The sequence below is a fragment of the Stenotrophomonas maltophilia genome (assembly GCF_047782825.1).
Lineage (GTDB): Bacteria > Pseudomonadota > Gammaproteobacteria > Xanthomonadales > Xanthomonadaceae > Stenotrophomonas.
Genome location: NZ_CP180589.1, coordinates 2,598,791 through 2,622,444 on the forward strand (window position 1 = coordinate 2,598,791; position 23,654 = coordinate 2,622,444).

Genomic DNA, 23,654 nt, shown 5'->3' on the forward strand with positions numbered 1-23,654 from the left:
GTCGCATTCTAGCCGGACCCCGCCGGTGGGCTGGGATGCGCCGCAGCATTGACCCGGCCGCGGCGGAGCTCTGGATAGAATGGTCGATTGATTGCTGCCCGCCACCGGCACTGGAACCGATGTCTCTGCCCTACACCGATGAGGACCTGGCCCGCTGGTTCGATGAAGGCACGCTGGGCCGCAGCGAGCAGTGCATGGGGGGCGTGAGCCTGCTGCAACGCCACGGCGATCTGCTCACTGCCGAGGTGCAGGGCACTGCCGCGCGGCCTTACCGCGTGGAGATCGACCTGGCAGCAAGCATGCGCACGCCCCGCAGCCGCTTGCAGGGCGACTGCTCCTGCCCGGTCGGCCAGACCTGCAAACACATGGCCGCCGCTCTGGTGGTCTGCCTGCTGGATGGGGCGATCGAAGATGATGGGCAGGTCGCGGCGGGTGCCGGGACCGAGGGCGGACAGGAACAGCCCGCGCGCCCGCAGCTGCTGGCGGAACTGTCGCGCTGGCAGGCCGTGCGCAGCCAGCCTGCCAAGCCGGTCCGGAGCGGCGTGATCTTCGAGCTGTCCACGATCAACCATCGCCCGTCCGTGCTGATGCGCAAGGTGAAGCATCGCCCCGACGGCGGCATCGAGTTCGGCAAGTGGACCGAAATCACCGCCGAGATGCTGCTCACCCCGCCCAGCTATCTGACGCCCTCGGACATGTCGATCATCGCCCAGCTCTGGGCGGAGCGCCGTGCCACGTCGCCGGAGCCGCGTATCGACATCAACGCAACGCTGGCACTGATCGTTGCCAGCGGCCACGGCTGGGTCTTCTGCGGGCGGGATCGCGTGCCCGCGCGAGCCGGCGCGCCGCGCCAGGGCACGCTGTACTGGGACATTGACGAGGTGGATGGCACGCTGCTGTCGTTTCCTTCGTTGCAGCTGGACGGCGATGCCGAGGGCCTGGTCCTGGGCAATGCCGCCGGCTACCTCGATCCCGTCACGGGCGAGGTGGGTCCGCTGCTGCTGGATGTAAGCATCCAGGATGCGGATTTCTTTCTCTCCCTGCCTCCCCTGCTGCCCAGCGAAGCGCCCGTGGTGACGCAGATGCTGCAGCAGATGGACCCGGCGCTGCCGCGCCCCGGCTCGGTTGAGGCGATGCGTACGCTGCAGATCAGCGCGATGACGCCGGTACTGCGCCTGCACAGTTTCGAGTACCGCCCGGCATGGATGAGCCGTCGCGCGCCCTCGCAGTGGGCGGACTTTGCGACCGTTGCCTTCGAGTACGACGAATACGTGCGCTTCCTGGATGACCCCAACGTGTTCGTTCACGATGCCAATGGCGAACTGGCGCTGCTGCCGCGCGATCCGGCCGAAGAGGCGCGTCGCGAGCGCGAGTTGCGCGGCTTCCACCTTCACCGCGACACGGCGCCCAGGGCATCGCTGGAGGGCGCAGGACCCCAGTTCGTTCTGCGCAGCCAGGACTGGACGCGACTCATGCTGCAGGACGTGCCGCAGCTGGAAGCGCTGGGCTGGAAAGTGGAGGTGGATGACGACTTCCGCCACCGCATCAGCGTGGTCGATGACATCGATCTGGACATCCAGCCCAGCCAGACGGAAGACGGCTGGTTCGATCTCGGCCTGGATATCCAGGTCGATGGCCGCACCGTGCCACTGGCCCCGCTGCTGCATACGGTGCTGCAGACCGATCCGCGCTGGCTGCGCGGACAGATCGACGCCATTGGTGACGACGAGCACGTGATGCTGTCGGCCGACGCCAACACCCATCTGGCGATCCGCGCCGCACGCCTTAAGCCAGTCATCGCTTTGCTGGCCGACCTGTTCACCCAGCGCGGTGCGCCGCTGCGGGTGTCGGCACGTGATCGTGGCCGCCTGCGTGCATTGCAGGACGATGCCCGTCTGCAGTTCAAGGGCCACCAGGACACCCGTGCGCTGGCGCAACGCCTGCTGCAGACCCCGGCATTGGAGGAGGTCACGGCCCCGGTCGGCCTGGCCGCCTCCCTGCGCCCCTACCAGCTGCAGGGCCTGGCCTGGTTGCAGTACCTGCGGCAGCAGGACCTCGGCGGCGTGCTGGCCGATGACATGGGCCTGGGCAAGACCCTGCAGACCCTGGCCCACATCCTGCTGGAAAAACAACAGGGCCGGCTGCAGCAGCCGGCGCTGGTGGTGGTGCCCACCTCGCTGCTGCACAACTGGACCAGTGAAGCGGCCCGCTTCGCCCCTGACCTGCGCGTGCTGGTGCTGCACGGCGCCGACCGCGCCGCCGGTTTCGAGCGCATCAGCGAGCATGATCTGGTGCTGACCACGTACCCGCTGGTCTGGCGCGACGAAGAAGCGCTGCTGGCCCACGACTATCACCTGCTGATCCTGGACGAGGCACAGCAGGTCAAGAACGCGAAATCGAAGGCAGCCATTGCCCTGCGCGCCCTGCATGCCCGCCATCGCCTGTGCCTGACCGGCACGCCGCTGGAGAACCACCTCGGCGAGCTGTGGACGCAGTTCGACTTCCTGCTGCCCGGCCTGTTGGGCAGCGAAAAGCAGTTCAACCAGCACTGGCGCCATCCCATCGAGCGCGGCAGCGACCCGCAGCGCGCGCACCTGCTGGCCCAGCGCCTGCGCCCGTTCATGCTGCGCCGCCGCAAGGACCAGGTCGCTTCGGAACTACCGCCGAAGACCGAGATCACCCGCACCGTGGCGCTGGAAGGCGTGCAGCGCGATCTCTACGAAACGGTTCGCGCCTCGATGGAGGCCAGGGTGCGCGAAGCCGTGGCCAGTCATGGCCTGGCCCGCAGCCAGATCGTGGTGTTGGATGCGCTGCTCAAGCTACGCCAGGTCTGCTGCGATCCACGCCTGCTACCCGGCGAAACCGGCAAACGCAGCGCGCCCTCAGCCAAGCTGGACCTGCTGCGCGACATGTTGCCGGAGATGGTGGAAGAAGGCCGCCGGATCCTGCTGTTCTCGCAGTTCACCAGCATGCTCGCCCTGATTGCGCAGGCGCTGGACGAGCTCGGGCTGCCCTATGTGACGTTGACCGGAGATACCCAGGACCGGGCCACGCCGGTGCAGCGCTTCATGCAGGGCGACGTGCCGATCTTCCTGATCAGCCTGAAGGCAGGCGGTGTCGGCCTGAACCTGACCGCTGCCGACACCGTCATTCATTTCGATCCCTGGTGGAACCCGGCCGCCGAACGTCAGGCCACCGATCGCGCCCATCGCATCGGCCAGCAACAGCCGGTGTTCGTCTACCGGCTGATCGCCGCGGGCAGCATTGAAGAACGCATCGCCGAGCTGCAGCAGCGCAAGGCAGCGCTGGCCGAGACCATTCTGGAAGGGACCGGAAATAGCGGCCCGCGCTTCAACGACGAGGATCTGGAAGCGCTGCTGGCACCGCTGCCGGGGGAGACGCCGAAGGTCAGGCGGGGGCGAAGGCGAGACTAGCGGGTGAGCCGATCACCGCGATCATCTCGCTGCGCCCCGCTACAATCATGCTGGATGACTGAACCGCCTGATTGCCCGATGCCTTGTCAACGCGCCCCTGATGAAAACGTCGCCCGTCCACGCGCCCTGTGCGTGGACCTGGATGGCACGCTGCTGGACTCGGACATCCTGTACGAATCGCTGCTGGTGCTGCTGGCACGCAATCCGCTGTACTTGTTCCTGCTGCCGTTCTGGCTGCTGCAGGGCAAGGCCGCGCTGAAGCGCCAGATCGCTGCACGGGTCACGGTCGATCCCCGCCACCTGCCCTACAACGCCAGGGTTCTGGAGTTGCTGCGCAGCACCTCACAGCGCCCCCGGGTGCTGTGCACCGCCTCGGATCACCTGCTGGTGGCACCCATCGCTGCCCATCTTGACCTGTTCGAACAGGTCATCGCCAGCGACGGCGAACGCAACCTGTCCGGCAACCGCAAGGCACAGGCGCTGGTGGATACGTTCGGGGAACGCGGCTTCGATTACGCCGGCAACGGCACGGTCGATCTGGCCGTATGGGACCGTGCCGCAGGTGCGTGGGTGGTCAACAGCGGAGCGGCCCTGGCGGGCGCCGCATCCCGGCGTACCCAGGTGCGGGCCCATTGGCCGGCCCCGCCCCGGCTGCACGCCTGGTTGAAGGCACTGCGCCCGCACCAATGGCTGAAGAACCTGCTGGTGTTAGTCCCGCTGCTGACCGCCCACCGCTTCCTCGAAGCAGCGGCGGTGGCCGACGCGCTGCTGGCGTTTGCTGCGTTCAGCCTGTGCGCCTCCGGCGTCTATGTACTCAACGACCTGTTCGACCTGGAAGCTGACCGCCGCCATCCCCGTAAACGTCAGCGCCCCTTTGCCGCCGGCCGGCTGCCCCTGCTGCACGGGCTGATCGCAGGACCGTTGCTGACCCTGTGCGGCCTGGCCGTAGCGCTGGCCTGCAGCCCTGCATTTGCGGCCGTGCTGCTGGCGTACTACGGGCTGACCCTGGCCTATTCGCTGCGCCTGAAACGGGTTGTCATGCTTGACGTGGTGCTGCTGGCCAGCCTCTATACCCTTCGCATCATCGGCGGCACGGTGGCCATCGCTGCCGAGCTTTCGTTCTGGCTGCTGGCCTTCAGCATGTTCATCTTCCTTTCGCTGGCGCTGCTCAAGCGCTACACCGAGCTGCACTCGGTGCTGGCACGCGGCAAGACCCGCGCCAGCGGCCGGGGCTATGACGTGGAAGATCTGCCATTGCTGCAGTCCCTGGGCGCTGCGGCAGGCTATTGCGCCGTGCTGGTGATGGCTCTGTACATCAACAGTCCCGACAGTGTGGAGCTGTACCGCAACCCGAAGCTGCTGTGGTTCATCTGCCCGGTCCTGCTGTACTGGGTCAGCCGTGCCTGGGTGATCGCCCATCGCGGCAGCATGCACGATGACCCGATCGTGTTCGCGGCCACGGATCGGGCCAGCCAGGTCGTGGCCGCGCTGTGCGTCGGCTTTGCCCTGGTGGCGATCTGATGCGGGCCCGCGCGCATTCCTGGGGAAGGTATCCGCGCGCACCGCAATCGGTGGTGAGGCTGCACGATCGTCTTGGCGGGTTGCCCACGTTCCAGGGCAGTGCCCTGCCGCACGGCAATGGGCGCAGCTACGGCGACAGCTGCCAGAATCCGGGAGCTACCCTGCTCGACTGTCGCGGTCTGGATCGCTTCATCGCGTTTGACCCGGCCAGCGGCCGACTGCGCTGCGAAGCCGGCGTGACCCTGGACGAGATCATCGCATTGGTATTGCCGCAGGGCTGGTTCCTGCCGGTGACACCGGGCACGCGTCATGTGACCGTAGGCGGCGCCATCGGCAACGACGTCCATGGCAAGAACCATCACGTAGCCGGCAGCTTCGGCCACCATGTGCTGTCCTTCGAGCTGCTGCGCAGCAATGGCGAGCGGCACCTGTGCCGGCCCGGCGATGCCGACGGGTGGTTCGCAGCAACCGTCGGTGGGCTCGGCCTGACCGGCCTGATCACCCACGTCGAACTGCAGTTGCGGCGTGTACCGGGCAACAGCCTGGAGGTGGAGAACATCCGCTTTTCCAGCCTGGACGACTTCTTCGCCCTTTCGCAGGAAAGCAGTGACAGCCACGAATACAGTGTGGCCTGGATCGACTGCCTGGCGCGTGGCCGCATGCTCGGCCGCGGTCATTTCACCCGCGCCAACCATGCCCTGCAGGCCGCCGACGAACGTCCTGCCGCACCGCGGCGTCAGTGGTCGATGCCACTGACGCCGCCGGTTTCGCTGGTCAACCGGCTGAGCCTGCGCCCGTTCAATGCGCTGTACTACTGGCGGCAGCCCACGAAGCACCGTCGCTACGCCTCGCACCTGCTGCCCTTCTTCTATCCCCTCGATGGCATCAGTGAGTGGAACCGGATGTATGGCCCGGCCGGGTTCCTGCAGTACCAGTGCGTGCTGCCGCCGCGGGCTGCCTCCGACGGTGTCTCGGCCCTGCTGCAGGAAATCGCGCGCAGTGGGCAAGGGTCGTTCCTGGCCGTGCTCAAGCAGTTCGGCGCGCAGCCGTCGCCCGGCATGCTGTCTTTCGCGCGGGCGGGCACCACCCTGGCGCTGGATTTCCCCAACACCGGCGAAGCGCTGTGGGCCCTGCTGCGGCGCCTTGACCGTATCGTCGATGCCGCGGGCGGCGCCCAGTACCCGGCGAAGGACGCCCGGATGACCGCTGCGTCGTTCCAGCAGGCCTACCCGTCCTGGCAGGATTTCAGCCGTTTCATCGACCCACGTTTTTCATCCGGCTTCTGGCGCCGGGTGACGGAGTAACCATGCAGAACGTCCTCATCATCGGCGCCACCTCTGCCATCGCCGAAGCCGTCGCCCGGCGCTACGCAGCACGCGGCGCGTCGCTGTTCCTGGTCGGGCGGCGCGCCGATCGGCTGCAGGCCATCGCCGACGACCTGCGCATCCGCGGTGCGCGCGCCACGCACGCCTACGCCATGGACATCAACGACCTGCCCACCCATGCCGATCTGCTCGCGCAGGCGTGGCAGGCCCTTGGCAAGGTGGACGTGGTGCTGATCGCGCACGGCACGCTGCCTGACCAGGCTGCCTGCGAGGCATCGGTGGAGACCTGCATGGCGGAGTTCGCCACCAACGGCACCTCTACCCTGGCCCTGCTGGGGCCGCTGGCCAACCGCCTTGCCGATGCCGGCAGCGGCGCGCTCGCGGTGATCACCTCGGTGGCCGGCGATCGTGGCCGGCAGAGCAACTACGTCTATGGCGCAGCCAAAGCCGCGGTGAGCACATTCCTGAGTGGCCTTCGCCAGCGCCTGGCCAAGCAGGGCGTAGCCGTGGTGGACATCCGCCCAGGCTTTGTCGATACACCGATGACAGCGCATCTTCGCAAGGGCCCGCTGTGGGCCACGCCGGACCAGGTCGCGCGGCGCATCATCGCCGGCATCGGCCGTGGCACTCCGGTGCTGTATGCCCCCGGCTTCTGGCGGCTGATCATGTGGGTGATCCGCACCGTGCCGCAGGCCGTCTTCAACAGGATCTCGCTATGAGCGCCGCCTCCCGCTCCGCACTGGAGCAGAAGATCATCATCCCCGGCGGTGCCGGCCTGGTGGGCCAGAACCTGGTCGCCATCCTCAAGCGGCAGGGCTACCGGCGGCTGGTGGTGATCGACAAGCACGCCGCCAACCTCGACGTACTGGCGCGCATGCACCCGGACGTGGCGACCGAACTGGCCGACCTGGCCGAGCCCGGCCCCTGGGAGCGCCACTTCGCGGCAGCCGACGCGGTGGTGATGCTGCAGGCCCAGATCGGCGGTACCGATCCGCAGCCCTTCGTGCGCAACAACATCACCGCCACCGACAACATCCTCGACGCGATCGAACGCCACGCAGTGCCCTATACCGTGCACGTCAGCTCCTCGGTGGTCTGTTCGGTGGCCGACGATGACTACACCCGCACCAAGCGCGAACAGGAACAGCGGGTGGCCGCCCGCGGCATCGCTGCGATCATCCTGCGCCCGACCCTGATGTTCGGCTGGTTCGACCGCAAGCATCTGGGTTGGCTGTCGCGCTTCATGCGCCGTGTTCCCGTCTTCCCGATTCCGGGCGACGGCCGTTACATGCGCCAGCCGCTCTACGCCGGCGATTTCGCCACCATCATCGCCAGTTGCCTGCGTTCGCGCATTGCTGGCCAGCGTTACAACATCACCGGCCTGGAGAAGGTCGACTACGTCGACATCATCCGCCAGATCAAACGGAGCACGCGCGCACGCGCGAAGGTGCTGCACATTCCCTACTCCCTGTTCCATCTGCTGCTGAAGACCTGGGCGCTGTTCGACCGCGATCCACCGTTCACTGCCGCACAGCTGAAGGCATTGGTGGCCCATGATGAGTTCGAGGTGATCGACTGGCCCACCATCTTCAACGTGCAGCCAACGCCCTTCGCCCAAGCCATCGACGCCACCTTCAACGATCCCGAGTACGGCGACATCGCCCTGGAGTTCTGATCATGAGCGAACGCATCGCCGTTCTCGGTGCCGGTCCGATGGGCCTGGCCGTGGCTTACCAGCTGGCCCGCGACGGCCACCAGCCCGTGGTGTTCGAGGCCGACGACCGGGTGGGCGGGATGACCGCCAGCTTCGATTTCGGCGGCATGTCGATCGAACGCTACTACCACTTCCACTGTACGTCCGACCACGACTTCCTTGCCGTGCTGGACGAGCTGGGGCTGGCTGAGCGCATGCGCTGGACCGAGACCCGCATGGGCTACTGGTTCGGCAAGCGCCTGCAGCCCTGGGGCAACCCCATCGCCCTGCTGCGCTTCAAGGGCCTCGGGCTGACGGCCAAGATCCGTTACGGGCTGCATGCGTTTCTCTGCACGCGCCGCAACGACTGGCGCCCACTGGACCCTGTTGAAGCCTCCTCGTGGATCCGCCGCTGGGTCGGGGCGGAAGCCTATGAAACGCTGTGGCGCAGGCTGTTCGACTACAAGTTCTACAACTACGCCGGCAACCTGTCCGCGGCCTGGATCTGGAGCCGGATCCGGCGCATTGGCCGTTCCCGCTACAGCCTGATGCGCGAGAAGCTGGGCTATCTGGAGGGAGGTTCTTCCACCCTGCTGGATGCCCTGCATGCGGACATCCAGCACCATGGCGGCGAAGTGCGGCTGTCCAGCCCAGTCCAGCGCATCGTGATCGAGGGCGATCGCGTGCGCGGCGTGCAGGTTGGCGGTGAGCAGCTGGCGTTCGACAAGGTCATTTCGACGGTACCCCTGCCATTCGTGCCGCGACTGGCGCCGGACCTGCCCGATTCCGTCCTGGCCAAGTTCCGTGCGTTGAACAACATCGCGGTGGTCTGCGTGATCGCCAAGCTGCGCAAGCCGGTTTCGGCCAATTTCTGGGTCAATACCAACGACCCGGACATGGACATTCCCGGCATCGTCGAATACACCAATCTACGCCCGATGGACGCACACATCGTCTACGTGCCGTTCTACATGCCGGGCGAGCACGAGCGCTACGGCGACAGCGACGATGTGTTCGCCGACAGGGTCCAGCGTTACCTGCGCATGATCAATCCGCAGCTGGCCGCGGACGATTTCATCGATGTACGGGTCAGCCGCTACCGCCACGCCCAGCCCATCTGCGAACCCGGCTTCCTCGACCGGCTGCCGCCGCGAAAGCTTCCGGTGCAGGGCCTGTGGGTCGCCGACACCTCGCACTACTACCCAGAGGACCGCGGCATTTCCGAGAGCATCGGCTTCGGCCGTGCCATGGCCCGCGAGGCGGTGGCGTGACTCTGTCGCGCCCGTTCCTGCTGTTCCTGGTCGCAGGCGGCATCGCTGCGCTGGCCAACATCCTGTCACGCATGCTTTACAGCCACTGGATGTCGTTCACCCCGGCGATCATTGCCGCCTACATCACCGGCATGGTCACGGCATTCATCCTGACCCGCTGGCTGGTGTTCACCAGCAGCACCCGCCCGCTGCATCATTCAGCACTCTACTTCGTGCTGGTCAACCTGTTCGCGGTGGCCCAGACCTGGCTGGTCTCCACGGCGCTGGCCTACCACCTGCTGCCCTGGATGGGGGTGGATGCATGGCGCCTGGAGATCGCCCACGTGGTTGGCGTGGCGGTGCCCGTGGTGTCGAGTTACTTCGGGCACAAGTACCTGTCGTTCCGGTAACCCCCGCCAACCACCTCGCTGGGGAAAACGCTTCCCACACATTCATGGTCGTAAACTACGGCGCTGACCTACTCCAGGACCCCATCGATGCCCCTGCCCGCCTTCAAGGCCTACGACATCCGCGGCCGCGTGCCGGAAGAACTGAACGAAGACCTGGCCCGCCGCATCGGCGTGGCGCTGGCCGCGCAGCTCGCCCCCGGCCCGGTGGTCCTGGGGCACGATGTCCGGCTGACCAGCCCCGCCCTGCAGGACGCCCTGGCGTCCGGTCTGCGCGGGGTCGGCCGCGAAGTGATCGATATCGGCCTGTGCGGCACGGAAGAGGTCTATTTCCAGACCGATCACCTGGGTGCGGCCGGCGGCGTGATGGTCACCGCCAGCCATAACCCGATGGACTACAACGGCATGAAGCTGGTCAAGGAGAATGCCCGGCCGATCAGTTCGGATACCGGTCTGTTCGCGATCTCCGACGCCGTGTCCGCCGATACCGGCAGCGCGCAGCCGGCGAGCGCAGCGCTGACCGCGCGCCACGACAAGCGCGCCTACATCGACCACCTGCTGAGCTACGTGGACGCCAGCAAGCTCAAGCCGCTGAAGCTGGTGGTCAACGCCGGCAACGGTGGCGCCGGTGCCATTGTCGACCTGCTGGCACCGCACCTGCCGCTGGAATTCATCCGCATCTGCCACGAACCCGACGGCAACTTCCCCAACGGCATCCCCAACCCGCTGCTGCCGGAAAACCGCGCCGCCACCGCAGAAGCCGTGCGCGAACACGGCGCCGACTTCGGCATTGCCTGGGATGGCGATTTCGATCGCTGCTTCTTCTTCGACCACACAGGCCGCTTCATCGAGGGCTACTACCTGGTGGGCCTGCTGGCCAAGGCCATCCTCGCCCGTAACCCGGGCGGCAAGGTGGTGCACGATCCGCGCCTGGTCTGGAATACCGTGGAAATGGTCGAGCAGGCCGGCGGCGTGCCGGTGCTGTGCAAGAGCGGACATGCCTTCATCAAGGAAAAGATGCGCGCCGAGGACGCCGTGTACGGCGGTGAGATGAGCGCTCATCACTACTTCCGCGAGTTCGCCTATGCCGACTCCGGCATGATCCCGTGGCTGCTGATCGCGCAGCTGGTGTCCGAAAGCGGCCGCTCGCTGGCCGACTGGGTGGAGGACCGCATGGCGGCCTATCCCTGCAGCGGCGAGATCAACTTCAAGGTGGCCGATGCGAAAGCCGCCGTGGCGCGTGTGATGGAGCATTTTGCTGCACAGTCGCCGGCCCTGGATCACACCGATGGCGTCAGTGCGGACTTCGGTAACTGGCGCTTCAACCTGCGCAGCTCCAACACCGAACCGCTGCTGCGCCTGAACGTGGAAGCCCGGGGCGATGCCGCACTGCTGCAGGCACGCACCGACGAACTTTCGCGACTCATCCAGCAGTAACCGAGGCCCTCATGAGCAGCATCCAACCCGTCATCCTGTCCGGCGGCTCCGGTACGCGCCTGTGGCCCCTGTCGCGCGAGGCATATCCAAAGCAGTTCCTGCCCCTGGCCGGCGACCTGACCATGCTCCAAGCCACCTGGCAGCGCGTGGCACCAATCGCCAGCCGCGGGCCGCTGGTGATCGCCAACGAGGAACACCGGTTTGTAGCCGCCGAGCAGCTGCAGCAGGTCGGTGCCGAGCCGGCCGCGATCATCCTCGAACCGGTGGGCCGCAACACGGCGCCGGCCATTGCGGTGGCCGCCCTGGAAGCGACCCGGGACGGTGCGGACGCACTGCTGCTGGTACTGCCTTCCGATCATGTGATCACCGATGAAGCGGCCTTCCGCCGTGCCGTGCAGGCAGCCGCCAGCGCGGCCGATGCCGGCAAGCTGGTGACCTTCGGCATCGTGCCCACCGGCCCGGAAACGGGTTATGGCTACATCAAAGCCGCCGATGGCCAGGGCCTGCGCGCGGTCGAGCGTTTCGTCGAAAAGCCCGACCTGGACACCGCCACCGGCTATGTGGCCAGCGGACAGTATTACTGGAACAGCGGCATGTTCCTGTTCAAGGCCTCGCGCTACCTGCAGGAGCTGGAACGCTTCCAGCCGGCCATGCTGGCCGGCAGCCGCACCGCGTGGCAGCAGTCGCGTCGCGATGCCGATTTCACCCGCCTGGACAAGGACGCATTCACTGAAGTGCCGTCCGATTCCATCGACTATGCGGTGATGGAAAAGACCGCCGACGCGGTGGTCATCCCGCTCGACGCCGGCTGGAACGATGTCGGCTCGTGGACGGCCCTGCGCGATGTCTCCCAGCAGGATGGCGACGGCAATGCCCATCAGGGTGATGTGATCGCGATCGACTGCCGCAACACCTATGCCTACGGCCAGCGCCTGGTGGCGATGGTCGGCCTGGACGATGTGATCGTGGTGGAGACCGACGATGCGGTGCTGGTCGGCAAGGCCGACCGCATGCAGGAGGTGAAAACCGTGGTGGCTCAGTTGAAGGCCGATGGCCGCAGCGAGGCGACCTGGCACCGCAAGGTCTACCGCCCGTGGGGTGCCTACGATTCCATCGACAACGGCGAGCGTTTCCAGGTCAAGCGCATCACCGTCAAGCCCGGCGGCACGCTGAGCCTGCAGATGCACCACCACCGCGCCGAACACTGGATCGTGGTCAGCGGCACCGCCGAGGTGACCCGGGGTGCCGAGGTGATCCTGCTGAGCGAGAACCAGAGCACCTACATTCCGCTGGGCGTGACCCATCGCCTGCGCAACCCGGGCAAGCTGCCACTGGAATTGATCGAAGTGCAGTCCGGCAGTTATCTGGGCGAGGATGACATCGTGCGCTTCGAGGACACCTACGGGCGCAGTTGACCCGGTCAGGGCCCTGCTTCGGCGGGGCCCTTGCGTGATCCGGCTCCCTGCGCGGCCGCCGGATCGCTCTGCTGCAGAGGCGGCAGAACCCGGCGCAGCGCCGGATCATCCAGATACACTTTCAGACGGACCGGATCGGGATAGGGCAGTTCGAATTCCCCCACTTGCAACATGCTGGGCTCACCTGTGGCCAGGTAACGCTGTACGTTTTCCTGCTGCACCAGGGTTGCGGACTTGAACTCGCGCATCGTTTCCACATCCTTGCCGATACGCCCCAGCAGCGGATACGCGACCAGCAGCGCGAACAGCGCGGCTACCGTACGGCTGGCGGTGCGCAACCGCGACGCCACCGGCAGCAGGCCCCACAGCTGGATCGCGAACCACGCATTGGCGAACAGCCCGGGCACGAACAGGTCCATGTAGCGCGGCATGGGCGAGCGCAGGCCATGCCCGCGCCCATAGGCAATGGCAAGCGCCTGCAGGGCAGACCAGATGCACAGTCCGGCCATCACAAGGTCCGTCGGCGACGCCTGCCGGCGAATAACCATGCGCAGGATCATCACCGTCGCCGGCAACCAGATGATCAGCGCGAAGCCGCCAGAGCGCATCGGCCAGGCCAGCGTGCGCGAAGCGGCATACAGGAACTCGCCAACGCCCTGTGCGCGCAGGCCGCCATTGGCCTCGATCACCGGAATCCAGGCATAGGCCGCCACGGCCAGGACCATCAGGATGCCCGCCGCATACAATGCAGGGCCGCGTCGGCCGGGAAGGCACAGGCAGGCCAGCAGACATGCGCCGGCGGTGGCCACAGCCGTCAACATGCCGGACGCCATGATCGTAGTGGCGAACGCGCTCAGGGCAATGGCCGCCAGCAGCGCCGGAATGCGCTGATGGTGCCTGGCCACCAGTGCGATGGACGCGATGCTGGACAGCACCAGCACGTAGAACTGCGTCTGGAAGCCGACCAGGAAGTTCTCCCAGGTAAATGGCAGAACCGACAGCAGCAGCGCCAACGGCAGCAGCAACCAGCGCCCCGCCCTCGCCCCCGCATCGCGCAGCGCATGCCACACCAGCAGACCGGGAATCAGGCAGAACAGCAGCGCACCGATCCGCGCCTCGTACACGTTGTTCCACTGCCCGGTCACGGCGTAGGACATCAGGGTCAGCAGGCGGGTGGGCAGAATCCGGTGCTCGTTGTGCGGTGCCAGCAGCGTCTGCCAATGCAGCGTGCCATCAAGCCACGGCTTCAGCGCCGTGGCCCATTCTCCGTCCCACTGATCCCAGTAAGGCATGGGCGTGCTGAAGCGCTGCACGTATAGCAGGCGTGCCAGCAGGACCAGAACAGCGATGGCCACCGCCAGGAACAGCGGAGACGATGCGCGCACGGCGCGGGGCAGAGAACGGGATTGATGCATGGTCGTGTCCTTACGGAGGCGTGCGGAACGCGCGGTCCGCAACTGACGTAGATCCAGTCGGGCATGGTAGTTCAGAACGGGGGCCTGCGTGCGTCGACCGCTTGGCCGCGCCAGTGCGCGGACTTCCGGCCGTAGCCGGGGTCTCCCGCAACAGGGGTAACGCGACAAGGTCGCTCAGATCGCGGCCATCACCCGTTGCAATCCATCCTGCCACGCCGGCTGCACGATGCCGAGATCCTGCTGCAGCGTGTCGTTTCCCAGCACCGATCCGACCAGACACTGGGCCGGGGCTGGGCATTCGGATCCGGAAATCGCCTGCACCTTCGGAATCTTGGTCAGCACGCCACGCGCCCGGACTTCGGTAGAAAATCGTCTCGGCAAAGTCGTGCCGGCTGGTCAGGCCGCTGGCCGTCAAGTGCCGGTGCCGGTGCCGGTGCCGGACAGCTCACCAGGATGCTGCGGCGCCTGCCCGTTCACATCGGCAGTCCGCGCCGCCGGAGTGGGCGTACCGATCTGATCGGCTACCGCACGCGGTCTCCGAAATCGGGTAGAAACCAGAGCCAGTGCGGCTCTGGACTGCACCTCATCTCACTCCACCGTCACGCTCTTGGCCAGATTGCGCGGCTTGTCCACGTCGGTGCCGCGTGCCAGCGCGGTGTGGTAGGCCAGCAGCTGCACGGGGATGGTGTGCACCACCGGGCTGAGGACGCCGGCGTGGCGCGGGGTGCGGATCACGTGCACGCCTTCGGATTCGTGGAAGTTGCTGTCCTGGTCGGCGAACACGAACAGCTCGCCGCCACGGGCGCGCACTTCCTGCATGTTCGACTTCACCTTTTCCAGCAGGCTGTCGTTGGGTGCAATCACCACCACCGGCATGTCCTCGTCCACCAGCGCCAGCGGGCCGTGCTTCAGTTCACCGGCCGGGTAGGCCTCGGCGTGGATGTAGGAGATTTCCTTCAGCTTGAGCGCGCCTTCCAGCGCGATCGGGTAATGCAGACCACGGCCCAGGAACAGCGCGCTGCTCTTGCGGGCGAAACGCTCGGCCCAGGCGGCGATCTGCGGCTCCATGTTCAGCGCGTGCTGCACGCTGCCCGGCAGGAAGCGCAGCTGCTCCAGGTAATCGGCTTCCTGGGCGGCATCGATGCGACCGTGCAGCTTGCCCAGCACCACGGTCAGCTGGAACAGCGCGGCCAGCTGGGTGGTGAAGGCCTTGGTCGAGGCCACGCCGATCTCGGCGCCGGCACGGGTGTAGCAGACCAGCTCGCTGGCGCGCGGGATCGCGCTTTCCGGCACGTTGCAGATCGACAGCGTGTGCTTGTGGCCCAGCGACTTGGCGTACTTCAGCGCTTCCATCGTATCCAGCGTTTCGCCGGACTGGGAAATGGTCACGATCAGGTGCTTCGGGTTGGCATACGCGGCGCGGTAGCGGTACTCGCTGGCGATTTCCACGCTGCACGGCAGGCCGGCAATGGCCTCGATCCAGTAGCGCGCGGTCAGGCCCGAGTAGTAGCTGGTGCCGCAGGCCAGGATCTGCACGCCTTCGATGCCCGACAGTACCGCCGCCGCATTCTTGCCGAACAGCTCGGCCGGGAAACCACCGGCGTCGATCGCCGCTTCGATGGTGTCGCCCAGCGCGCGCGGCTGCTCGTGGATTTCCTTCTGCATGAAGTGGCGGTACGGGCCCAGCTCCAGCGAGGCCAGCGAGACATCGGACAGGTGCACCTCGCGCTCGATCGGCTGGTCGTTGCCATCGAAGATGCGCACGCCATCGCGGCGCACTTCGGCGGTGTCGCCCTCTTCCAGGAAGATGACCTTGCGGGTGGCCGAGATCACGGCCGACACGTCCGAGGCAACGAAGTTCTCGCCCTCGCCCAGGCCGACCAGCAGCGGGCAGCCCATGCGCGCGCAGACAAAACGATCCGGCTCGGCGCGGCTGACCACGGCCAGCGCGTAGGCGCCGGTGAGTTCCTTCACGGTGTGCTGCAGCGCCACCAGCAGGTCGTCGCCGCCCTTCAGGTGGTGGTGCATCAGGTGGGCGATCACCTCGGTATCGGTCTGTGATTCGAAGGTGTAGCCCAGCGCGCGCAGCTTCTCGCGCTGCTCTTCATGGTTCTCGATGATGCCGTTGTGCACCAGCGCCACGCCGGCACTGATGTGCGGGTGCGCATTGGCTTCGGTCACGCCGCCATGGGTGGCCCAGCGCGTGTGGCCGATGCCCAGGCTGGCATTGAAGCCTTCGGCCTCGGCCGCAGTGGCCATTTCCGAGACGCGGCCGGTGCGGCGCACGCGGCGCACATCCGGGCGCTCGGCATGGTCGATCACCGCGATGCCGGAGGAATCGTAACCGCGATACTCCAGCCGCTTCAGTCCTTCGATCAGCACCGGCACCACATCGCGATCGGCGATCGCACCCACGATTCCACACATGTCGCGCATTTCCTTGAAACGATCGGCGCATTCTAAAGTGCATCCGATATGCCAGGGGCGTATTCAGTGGCTGTTGGCCATTTCCGCAATCACCCGCTTCAGGCCGTCCTGCCAGGTCGGCAGTACGATGCCGAAATCCTGCTGCAGCTGGCGGTTGTCCAGCACCGACCACGCCGGTCGTTGGGCCGGGGTCGGGTACTCGGAACTGGGAATGGCTTCAACCGACGGCACCTTGGCCAGCACACCCGCCGCCAGCGCTTCAGCAAAAATCGCTTCGGCAAAGCCGTGCCAGCTGGTCTGGCCACTGGCCGTCAAATGCCAGGTGCCCGAAAGCTGCCGCGGGTGCTGCAGCGCCTGCGCGGTGACATCGGCAATCAGCGCGGCCGGTGTCGGCGTGCCGATCTGGTCGGCCACCACCCGCAGCTGGTCGCGCTCGGCGCCCACCCGCAGCATCGTGCGCAGGAAGTTCGCGCCGTGCGAGGCATACACCCACGCCGTGCGGAAGATCAGGTGGCGACCACCGGCCGCGCGCACCGCATCCTCACCATCACGCTTGCTGGTGCCGTACACGCCCAGCGGCGCGGTCGGCTCGTCCTCGCGGTAGGGCGCACTGCCCTGGCCATCGAACACGTAGTCGGTGGAGTAATGCACGAACGGCACGCCGTGGGCCGCGCACCAGCGCGCGATCACGCCCGGCGCCTGCGCGTTGGCCGCGAAGGCGGCCTCCGAGTCCTGTTCGGCACGATCCACCGCCGTGTAGGCGGCGGCATTCACCACCACCGACGGCTGCAGGCGGTCCAGCAGCGCCGGCAGGCTGTCAGGCTGGCCGAAGTCGGCCACTTCACAGGCACGGCCATCGGGCAACTGGCCACTGCGCGTGGTCGCCACCACCGGCCCCAGCGGGGCCAGGGCGCGCAACAGTTCCTGGCCAACCTGGCCGTTGCCGCCGAACACCAGCACCGTCATGCGACGTATACCGGCAGGCGATCTTCGGCGATGTCCTTAAGGAACGGGGCGTTCTCGTCCTTGCCCGACAGCGTGGGCGCACTGATCGGCCAGTCAACGGCTAGATCCGCATCGTTCCAACGGATACCAGCATCCGCTTCTTTTACGTAGATGTCGGTGCACAGATAGCTGAAAAGCGCACGCTCGGACAGAACGGCAAAGCCGTGGGCGAAGCCTTCGGGAATCCAGAACTGCTTCTTGTTTTCTGCGCTCAGCACCACCGCTTCCCAATGGCCGAAGGTCGGTGACTCACGGCGGATATCCACCGCCACGTCGTACACCTCGCCTTCCAGCACACTGACCAGCTTGCCCTGCGGCCGCGGCCACTGGTAATGCAGGCCGCGCAGCACGCCCTTGGCCGAGGTGGACACGTTGCTCTGCACGAAGCGGCCAAACAAGCCCCGCTCGGCGAATCGCTCCGCGTTCCAGGTTTCAAAAAAATAGCCGCGGCTATCGCCGAACACCGCCGGCTCGATCACCACGCAGCCGGGCAGCTTGGTTTCAATCACTTTCACGGAACCACTCCACGCCGGGCGAGCGTGTGCAGATACTGACCGTAGCCATTCTTGATCAGCGGCGCCGCCAGTGCTTCCAGCTGCTCGGCGTTGATCCAGCCCTGGCCGAACGCGATTTCTTCCGGGCAGCACACCTGCAGGCCCTGGCGGGTCTGGATGGTCTCGATGAAGTTGGACGCCTCCAGCAACGACTGGTGGGTACCGGTATCCAGCCACGCATAGCCACGGCCCAGAGCTTCCAGGTGCAGGTTGCCCTCGGCCAGGTAGCGCTTGTTGAGATCGGTGATCTCCAGCTCGCCACGCGGCGACGGCTTCAGTTCCGCAGCATGGGCACTGGCGTTGCCGTCGTAGAAGTACAGGCCGGTCACGGCGTAGTTGGAGCGCGGGTTCTCCGGCTTCTCCACCAGGTCCACCACCTTGCCGCTCTTGTCGAACTCGGCCACGCCGTAGCGCTCCGGGTCGTTCACCCAGTAGCCGAACACGGTCGAGCCGTCCACACGCTCGTCGGCACGCTTGAGGACCTCGCGCAGGCCGTGGCCGTGGAAGATGTTGTCACCCAGCACCAGGCAGCTCGGCTTGCCGGCCACGAAATCGCGGCCGATCAGGTAGGCCTGGGCCAGGCCATCGGGGCTGGGCTGCACGGCGTACTGGATGTCCATGCCCCATTGCGAACCGTCGCCCAGCAACTGCTGGAACAGGGCCTGTTCGTGCGGGGTATTGATGATCAGCACTTCACGGATGCCCGCCAGCATCAGCACGCTGAGCGGGTAGTAGATCATCGGCTTGTCGTACACCGGCAGCAGCTGCTTGCTGACGCCCTTGGTGATCGGATACAGCCGCGTGCCGGAACCGCCGGCCAGGATGATGCCTTTACGCTGCGTCATGTTCACTCCCGGTTTCAGGCGCTGGTGCCGATGCGCTGCAGACGGTAGCTGCCGTCGAGCACGCCGTTGACCCACTCCTGGTTGTCCAGATACCAGTCCACGGTGAAGCCGATGCCCTGCTCGAAGGTGTAGGCCGGTTCCCAGCCCAGGTCGTTCTTCAGCTTCGACGCATCGATCGCGTAGCGGCGGTCATGCCCCGGGCGGTCGGCCACGTAGGTGATCTGGCTGCTGCGCGGCTGGCCGTCTTCGCGCGGACGGCGCTGGTCCAGCAGCGCGCAGATCGCCTGCACCACTTCGATGTTCTGCTTTTCCGAATTGCCGCCGACGTTATAGGTCTCGCCCACCTGGCCCTTGGCCAGCACGGTGCGGATCGCTTCGCAGTGGTCGGTGACGAACAGCCAGTCACGCACCTGCTTACCATCGCCGTAGACCGGCAGCGGTTCACCGGCCAGCGCCTTGGCGATCACCAGCGGGATCAGCTTTTCAGGGAAGTGGTACGGGCCGTAGTTGTTGGAGCAGTTGGTGGTCAGCACCGGCAGCCCGTAGGTGTGGTGGAAGGCGCGCACCAGGTGATCCGACGCGGCCTTCGATGCCGAATACGGCGAATTGGGCGCATATGGGGTGGTTTCGCTGAACTTGCCTGTCTCGCCCAGGGTGCCGTACACCTCGTCGGTGGACACGTGCAGGAAGCGGAAGGCCGCGCCCTGCTCGGCCGGCAGCGCCTTCCAGTAATCGCGTACCGCCTCAAGCAAGCCCAGGGTGCCGACCACGTTGGTCTGGATGAACGCACCCGGGCCGTCGATGGACCGGTCCACGTGGCTTTCGGCAGCGAAGTTCAGCACGGCATCGGGCTGGTGCTCGGCCAGCAGGCGGGCGACCAGGGCGCTGTCGCCGATGTCGCCCTGCACGAACACATGGTCCGGATTGCCGTCCAGGCTGGACAGGGTCTTCAGGTTGCCGGCGTAGGTCAGCGCGTCGAGGTTGACGACCTTGATGCCGCGGGCGACCGCCTCGAGAACGAAGTTACCGCCAATGAATCCGGCGCCGCCGGTGACAAGCCATGTGGGCACTACCTGCTCTCCTAAAATTGTCGATGATGTGGCAAGCACGTGAGACCCCAGCAGAGGCAGCCATGCACGATTCGCACAAGGGGCACAGAATACATCGGAGGCTGTCCCGCGGGCCCAACCTGCGTGAAACTGCCGCCCGCGCGCAACGGGCGCGTTACATTTTCGTTAAAACCCGGACATGGGGACAGGGCTCCCAATGGAAGCCCTCCTCGTTCTAGCACTGTTAAGCTTCCCTGCGCTCTACCGAACCGCCACTCAGCCTTCTGGAAAACTACACGTGAACCCAGTTCGACCTCTTGATCATCCTCGACACTGGAGTGCACGGGCATCCCTTGTTGCAGTTGCCACTGTGATCATTGCGGTGGGCGTACCGCGCATTGCCGGTCTCTCGGGTTTCCCACTGACCGATGAAGGCTACTACGCCTACTTTGCCATGCGTATTGGTGATTCATTGGCCAGCGGTCAAGGGTTGCCTGGCGACGGCTACCTGATGTTGTATCCGATGCTAACGTCGTGGGTGTTTTCCCTGCCAGAGAACCCGTTCGTCCTCCTGCGGATCGTGGATCTGCTGATCGCCGTAGCAAGCGGGCTTCTCTTCTTCAGAGTGCTCGTTCGAGAGTCCGGAAGTCTTCCGGTGGCCGCTCTCCTTTCGGTCTCGTTCCTGCTGGCAATGAACGCCAGCCCCTTCATTCAGAACGGCTTCAAGAACAGTTTTTTCGTGGCCTATCTACCGCTTTTTCTGGCCATGCTGCTCTCTCAGGCCGACACAGTCACTCGATCCAGATGGGCTGTGATAGGTGCGCTGGTCGCGGCATGTGTGCTGCTGCGGGAGTCGTTCGCACCTTTTGCCCTGCTGGCCGTCGTCGCGGTCTGGATCCGACACGGTTTCCGCAGCACCATTGCGCTGTGCGGTGGCGCGGCGCTGACCGCTGTCATCATCCTTTTGGTCGTGCTGAGCGCGCGCGGAGGAGTCACAGGCCTGATTGAGTCCTATCAAGACGCGGCCATCAGCTTTGCCGCGCTTCAAGGTCAGAAGAATGCGCTGTTTCTAAGCGGAGCGACCACAGCCATGCAGTTCGCTAGCATTCCGCTCCTCTTGACAGCTCTTGCGCTGGTGGCATTACTGCCAGGGAGCCTGAGAACCCAAAGGCGACCAGTCTACGGCCGAGCTGCGTTTTGGCTGGTTGCGTCACTGCTCCCGCTTATCGAACCTGCCTCGAAGATCGGGTTCGCATACCATTTTTCCGCATGCCTACCAGGAATGGCCGGTTTGTGTGCGTGGACATGGCGGTCATTGCCTGCCGGGCGCTGGCGATCAGCAGCAACGGGGGCACTGACTGTTGCGGCGGCGCTTTCGCTTGTGCCTGCGTGGCAAATGGTCAGCCTCCTGCCGGCCGGCTTGAAAGACGCTCGCCGCACAGCTGAGATGGGGTGGAGTGAAGATCAGCACGAGGGGACCAATTACCTCATCGCCGCCGATTTGATTCGCGGCGCTGCGCCTGAGGGTGGGACTCTCAGTGTGAGTGGCTTCATGTATCCACTGTTTCCGCTAACCGATCTCCGCCCCCCATCACCCGCGCTAAGCGACCTGAGCTTGGCCCTTATCAAGGGGCATATGGACGGTAACCACTTGACTGCGGCCCTCCAAGCCTGCTCGCCGGACGTCATTTTGACCTCCAACCGCACCGAATTCCCCGGTGCAGACATCCTCGATGCGGCCGTACGTGCGACCGGCTTGTATACCAAGTTCGGCGAAGTCGCCGTTGATCCCAACAGGGCGTACGGGACATTTGGTGGGAACGTTTACCGGAAAGTGAGGGAAGGCGGCAGTGCGTGCGGGATTGAGTAGCCGCCACCATACGCATTCGCATGGTGGCGCGGAGCCAGTTAGAATCCAGATCCCACCCCCGAGCCGGCCGCCTTTACGGAAGCCGGATGTTCCCCCGTTTTGCGAGCCGGCCAGTGGTCGGCCCTACAAGGATCCTGCACCAGATGAAAATCCTCGTCGCGTACAAGCGCGTGGTGGACTACAACGTCCGCATTCAGGTCAAGCCGGACGGTTCCGGCGTGGTCACCGACGGCGTCAAACTGTCGCCCAACCCCTTCGATGAAATCGCCCTGGAAGAAGCCCTGCGCCTGCGCGACAAGGGCATCGCCAGCGAAGTGGTGGTGGCCACCATCGCCCCGGCCGACGCCCAGGCCCACCTGCGCAATGGCCTTGCCATGGGCGCAAACCGTGCCATTCACGTCGTTACCGACCAGGCCATCCAGCCGCTGACCGCCGCGCGCACCCTGCTCAAGCTGGTCGAGAAGGAACAGCCGGACCTGGTCATCCTGGGCAAGCAGGCCATCGATGACGATGCCAACCAGACCGGCCAGATGCTGGCCACGCTCTGGGGCCGCCCGCAGGCAACCTTTGCCAGCAAGCTGGACATTGCCGACGGCAAGGCCACGGTCACCCGTGAAGTCGACGCCGGCCTGGAAACGCTGGAAGTCGATCTGCCGGCCGTGGTCACCACCGACCTGCGCCTGAACGAGCCGCGCTTCATCAAGCTGCCGGACATCATGAAGGCCAAGGCCAAGCCGTTGGAAACCCTGCAGCTGGCCGACCTCGGCGTTGAAGCCGCCGACACCTTCAAGACCACCCAGTACGCCGCGCCGTCCAAGCGCAGCAAGGGCGTGATGGTCAAGGACGCGGCCGAACTGGTTGCCGCACTCAAGCAGAAGGGGCTGCTGTAATGAGCAAGATTCTCGTCATCGCCGAACACCACGACGGCAAGCTCAACGCCGCCACCGCCAAGACCGTCAGCGCTGCCGCCGCCATCAGCGGTGCCAGCATCGACGTGCTGGTACTGGCCGCCGACCCGGCCGCCGTGGCCGCTGAAGCCGCGAAGATCGCCGGCGTGGCCAAGGTCCTGACCGTGGCCAACGCCGCCAACGCGCAGGCCATCGCCCAGGTGCTGGCCCCGCAGATCGCGCAGCTGGCCAAGGGCTACAGCCACGTGTTCGGCCCGTCCACCACCTTCGGCAAGGACCTGATGCCCTGCGTGGCCGCCCTGCTGGGCGTCAACCAGGTGTCCGACCTGATGGCCGTGGAAGGCAGCCATACCTTCAAGCGCCCGATCTACGCCGGCAACGCCATCATCACCGTCGAAGCCCCGGCCGACCAGATCGTGGTCGCCACCGTGCGCGCCGCGTCGTGGCCGGAAGCGGCCCAGGGTGGCAGCGCCGCCGTTGAAGCGGCCAGCGTCGATGCCGCCCTGCCGGCCCACACCCGCTTTGTCGGCCTGGCCGCCGGTGCCAGCGACCGCCCGGACCTGCAGAGCGCCAAGCGCGTGGTCTCCGGTGGCCGTGGCGTCGGTTCGGAAGAGAACTTCAAGGTCATCTTCCAGCTGGCCGACAAGCTCGGCGCCGCCGTGGGTGCCTCGCGCGCCGCGGTCGACGCCGGCTACGTGCCCAGCGACCTGCAGGTCGGCCAGACCGGCAAGATCATCGCGCCGGAGCTGTATGTGGCCGTCGGCATCAGCGGTGCGATCCAGCACCTGACCGGCATCAAGGATGCCGGCACGATCGTGGCGATCAACAAGGATGCGGACTCGCCGATCTTTGAGATTGCCGACATCGGGTTGGTGGGGGATCTGTTTGCGATCCTGCCGGAGCTGGAAGCAGCCCTTTGACGCTACGCGGTTGCCATTCGCTATCGGATGGCAACCGCCCGTAGATTGTCCCTTGCCTGCATGGGAGCAGCCGCGAGGAGTGAGTACAATTCCGGTGCCTTCGGCGATTGGCCGACCGGCGCAGGTCCGTTCAGCGCTGAGCGCCTTCCGGATTCCCCAGACGATTCCTTCCATCCAAC

At 65.9% G+C, this 23,654-nt stretch carries 19 protein-coding genes; 12 read left to right on the top strand and 7 right to left on the bottom strand.

The features are described from left to right. Window positions 1-119 precede the first annotated feature (119 nt). The 9 genes from ACM2ZB_RS12220 to ACM2ZB_RS12260 all read left to right on the top strand — a co-directional run bounded on the left by ACM2ZB_RS12220 (window position 120) and on the right by ACM2ZB_RS12260 (window position 12,482). Window positions 120-3,434 (top strand): SNF2-related protein, encoded by a 3,315-nt coding sequence (locus ACM2ZB_RS12220; protein WP_416055618.1) that lies wholly within the window; start codon window positions 120-122, stop codon window positions 3,432-3,434. Between the two features lie 78 nt (window positions 3,435-3,512). Beyond that, complete coding sequence (locus tag ACM2ZB_RS12225; RefSeq protein ID WP_416055619.1) at window positions 3,513-4,955, top strand: UbiA family prenyltransferase; 1,443 nt, start codon at window positions 3,513-3,515, stop codon at window positions 4,953-4,955. Then, on the top strand, window positions 4,955-6,259 hold the full coding sequence (locus ACM2ZB_RS12230) for an FAD-binding oxidoreductase (RefSeq protein ID WP_416055620.1): 1,305 nt from the start codon (window positions 4,955-4,957) through the stop codon (window positions 6,257-6,259). The genes ACM2ZB_RS12225 and ACM2ZB_RS12230 overlap by 1 nt, the downstream gene beginning before the upstream one ends. A 2-nt stretch (window positions 6,260-6,261) precedes the next feature. Further along, on the top strand, window positions 6,262-6,999 hold the full coding sequence (locus tag ACM2ZB_RS12235; RefSeq protein WP_416055621.1) for an SDR family oxidoreductase: 738 nt from the start codon (window positions 6,262-6,264) through the stop codon (window positions 6,997-6,999). Then, entirely contained in the window at window positions 6,996-7,955 is a 960-nt protein-coding gene (locus ACM2ZB_RS12240; protein WP_416055622.1) for an NAD-dependent epimerase/dehydratase family protein, read from the top strand. The genes ACM2ZB_RS12235 and ACM2ZB_RS12240 overlap by 4 nt, the downstream gene beginning before the upstream one ends. A gap of 2 nt (window positions 7,956-7,957) precedes the next feature. Continuing rightward, a complete protein-coding gene (locus tag ACM2ZB_RS12245) occupies window positions 7,958-9,244 on the top strand; it encodes an NAD(P)/FAD-dependent oxidoreductase (protein ID WP_416055623.1) in 1,287 nt (428 codons plus the stop codon). Then, complete coding sequence (locus ACM2ZB_RS12250) at window positions 9,241-9,633, top strand: GtrA family protein (protein ID WP_416055624.1); 393 nt, start codon at window positions 9,241-9,243, stop codon at window positions 9,631-9,633. The genes ACM2ZB_RS12245 and ACM2ZB_RS12250 overlap by 4 nt, the downstream gene beginning before the upstream one ends. 87 nt (window positions 9,634-9,720) lie before the next feature. Continuing rightward, on the top strand, window positions 9,721-11,067 hold the full coding sequence (locus ACM2ZB_RS12255; RefSeq protein ID WP_416055625.1) for a phosphomannomutase: 1,347 nt from the start codon (window positions 9,721-9,723) through the stop codon (window positions 11,065-11,067). Between the two features lie 11 nt (window positions 11,068-11,078). Continuing rightward, on the top strand, window positions 11,079-12,482 hold the full coding sequence (locus tag ACM2ZB_RS12260; RefSeq protein ID WP_416055626.1) for a mannose-1-phosphate guanylyltransferase/mannose-6-phosphate isomerase: 1,404 nt from the start codon (window positions 11,079-11,081) through the stop codon (window positions 12,480-12,482). Window positions 12,483-12,487: 5 nt separating this feature from the next. Here ACM2ZB_RS12260 and ACM2ZB_RS12265 read toward each other — a convergent pair whose 3' ends face one another. From ACM2ZB_RS12265 to rfbB, 7 genes are all read right to left on the bottom strand, one after another. Then, complete coding sequence (locus tag ACM2ZB_RS12265; protein WP_416055627.1) at window positions 12,488-14,065, bottom strand: hypothetical protein; 1,578 nt, start codon at window positions 14,063-14,065, stop codon at window positions 12,488-12,490. 6 nt (window positions 14,066-14,071) lie between these two features. Further along, a complete protein-coding gene (locus ACM2ZB_RS12270) occupies window positions 14,072-14,239 on the bottom strand; it encodes a hypothetical protein (protein ID WP_416055628.1) in 168 nt (55 codons plus the stop codon). A 246-nt stretch (window positions 14,240-14,485) separates the two neighbouring features. Then, window positions 14,486-16,324 carry a glutamine--fructose-6-phosphate transaminase (isomerizing) gene (glmS, locus tag ACM2ZB_RS12275; RefSeq protein WP_416055629.1) on the bottom strand — a complete coding sequence of 613 codons (1,839 nt, stop codon included), beginning with the start codon at window positions 16,322-16,324 and terminating at the stop codon, window positions 14,486-14,488. A gap of 63 nt (window positions 16,325-16,387) precedes the next feature. Continuing rightward, on the bottom strand, window positions 16,388-17,290 hold the full coding sequence (rfbD, locus tag ACM2ZB_RS12280; RefSeq protein ID WP_416055630.1) for a dTDP-4-dehydrorhamnose reductase: 903 nt from the start codon (window positions 17,288-17,290) through the stop codon (window positions 16,388-16,390). Continuing rightward, entirely contained in the window at window positions 17,287-17,844 is a 558-nt protein-coding gene (rfbC, locus tag ACM2ZB_RS12285) for a dTDP-4-dehydrorhamnose 3,5-epimerase (RefSeq protein ID WP_416055631.1), read from the bottom strand. Before rfbC ends, rfbD begins: the two co-directional genes overlap by 4 nt. Beyond that, window positions 17,841-18,728, bottom strand: a complete 888-nt coding sequence (rfbA, locus tag ACM2ZB_RS12290) for a glucose-1-phosphate thymidylyltransferase RfbA (RefSeq protein ID WP_416055632.1) — start codon at window positions 18,726-18,728, stop codon at window positions 17,841-17,843. Before rfbA ends, rfbC begins: the two co-directional genes overlap by 4 nt. Window positions 18,729-18,742: 14 nt before the next feature. Further along, window positions 18,743-19,798, bottom strand: a complete 1,056-nt coding sequence (rfbB, locus tag ACM2ZB_RS12295; RefSeq protein ID WP_416055633.1) for a dTDP-glucose 4,6-dehydratase — start codon at window positions 19,796-19,798, stop codon at window positions 18,743-18,745. A 196-nt stretch (window positions 19,799-19,994) separates the two neighbouring features. On the opposite strand from rfbB, the gene ACM2ZB_RS12300 reads away from it, so the two are divergent. The 3 genes from ACM2ZB_RS12300 to ACM2ZB_RS12310 all read left to right on the top strand — a co-directional run bounded on the left by ACM2ZB_RS12300 (window position 19,995) and on the right by ACM2ZB_RS12310 (window position 23,475). Beyond that, window positions 19,995-21,647, top strand: coding sequence for a hypothetical protein (locus tag ACM2ZB_RS12300; RefSeq protein WP_416055634.1), 1,653 nt, complete (start codon window positions 19,995-19,997; stop codon window positions 21,645-21,647). A gap of 143 nt (window positions 21,648-21,790) precedes the next feature. Beyond that, window positions 21,791-22,537, top strand: coding sequence for an electron transfer flavoprotein subunit beta/FixA family protein (locus ACM2ZB_RS12305; protein WP_005407983.1), 747 nt, complete (start codon window positions 21,791-21,793; stop codon window positions 22,535-22,537). Then, the gene (locus ACM2ZB_RS12310; protein WP_416055635.1) at window positions 22,537-23,475 is read left to right on the top strand and encodes an electron transfer flavoprotein subunit alpha/FixB family protein; all 939 of its coding nucleotides are present in this window, start codon (window positions 22,537-22,539) and stop codon (window positions 23,473-23,475) included. The genes ACM2ZB_RS12305 and ACM2ZB_RS12310 overlap by 1 nt, the downstream gene beginning before the upstream one ends. The last annotated feature ends 179 nt before the right edge of the window (window positions 23,476-23,654 follow it).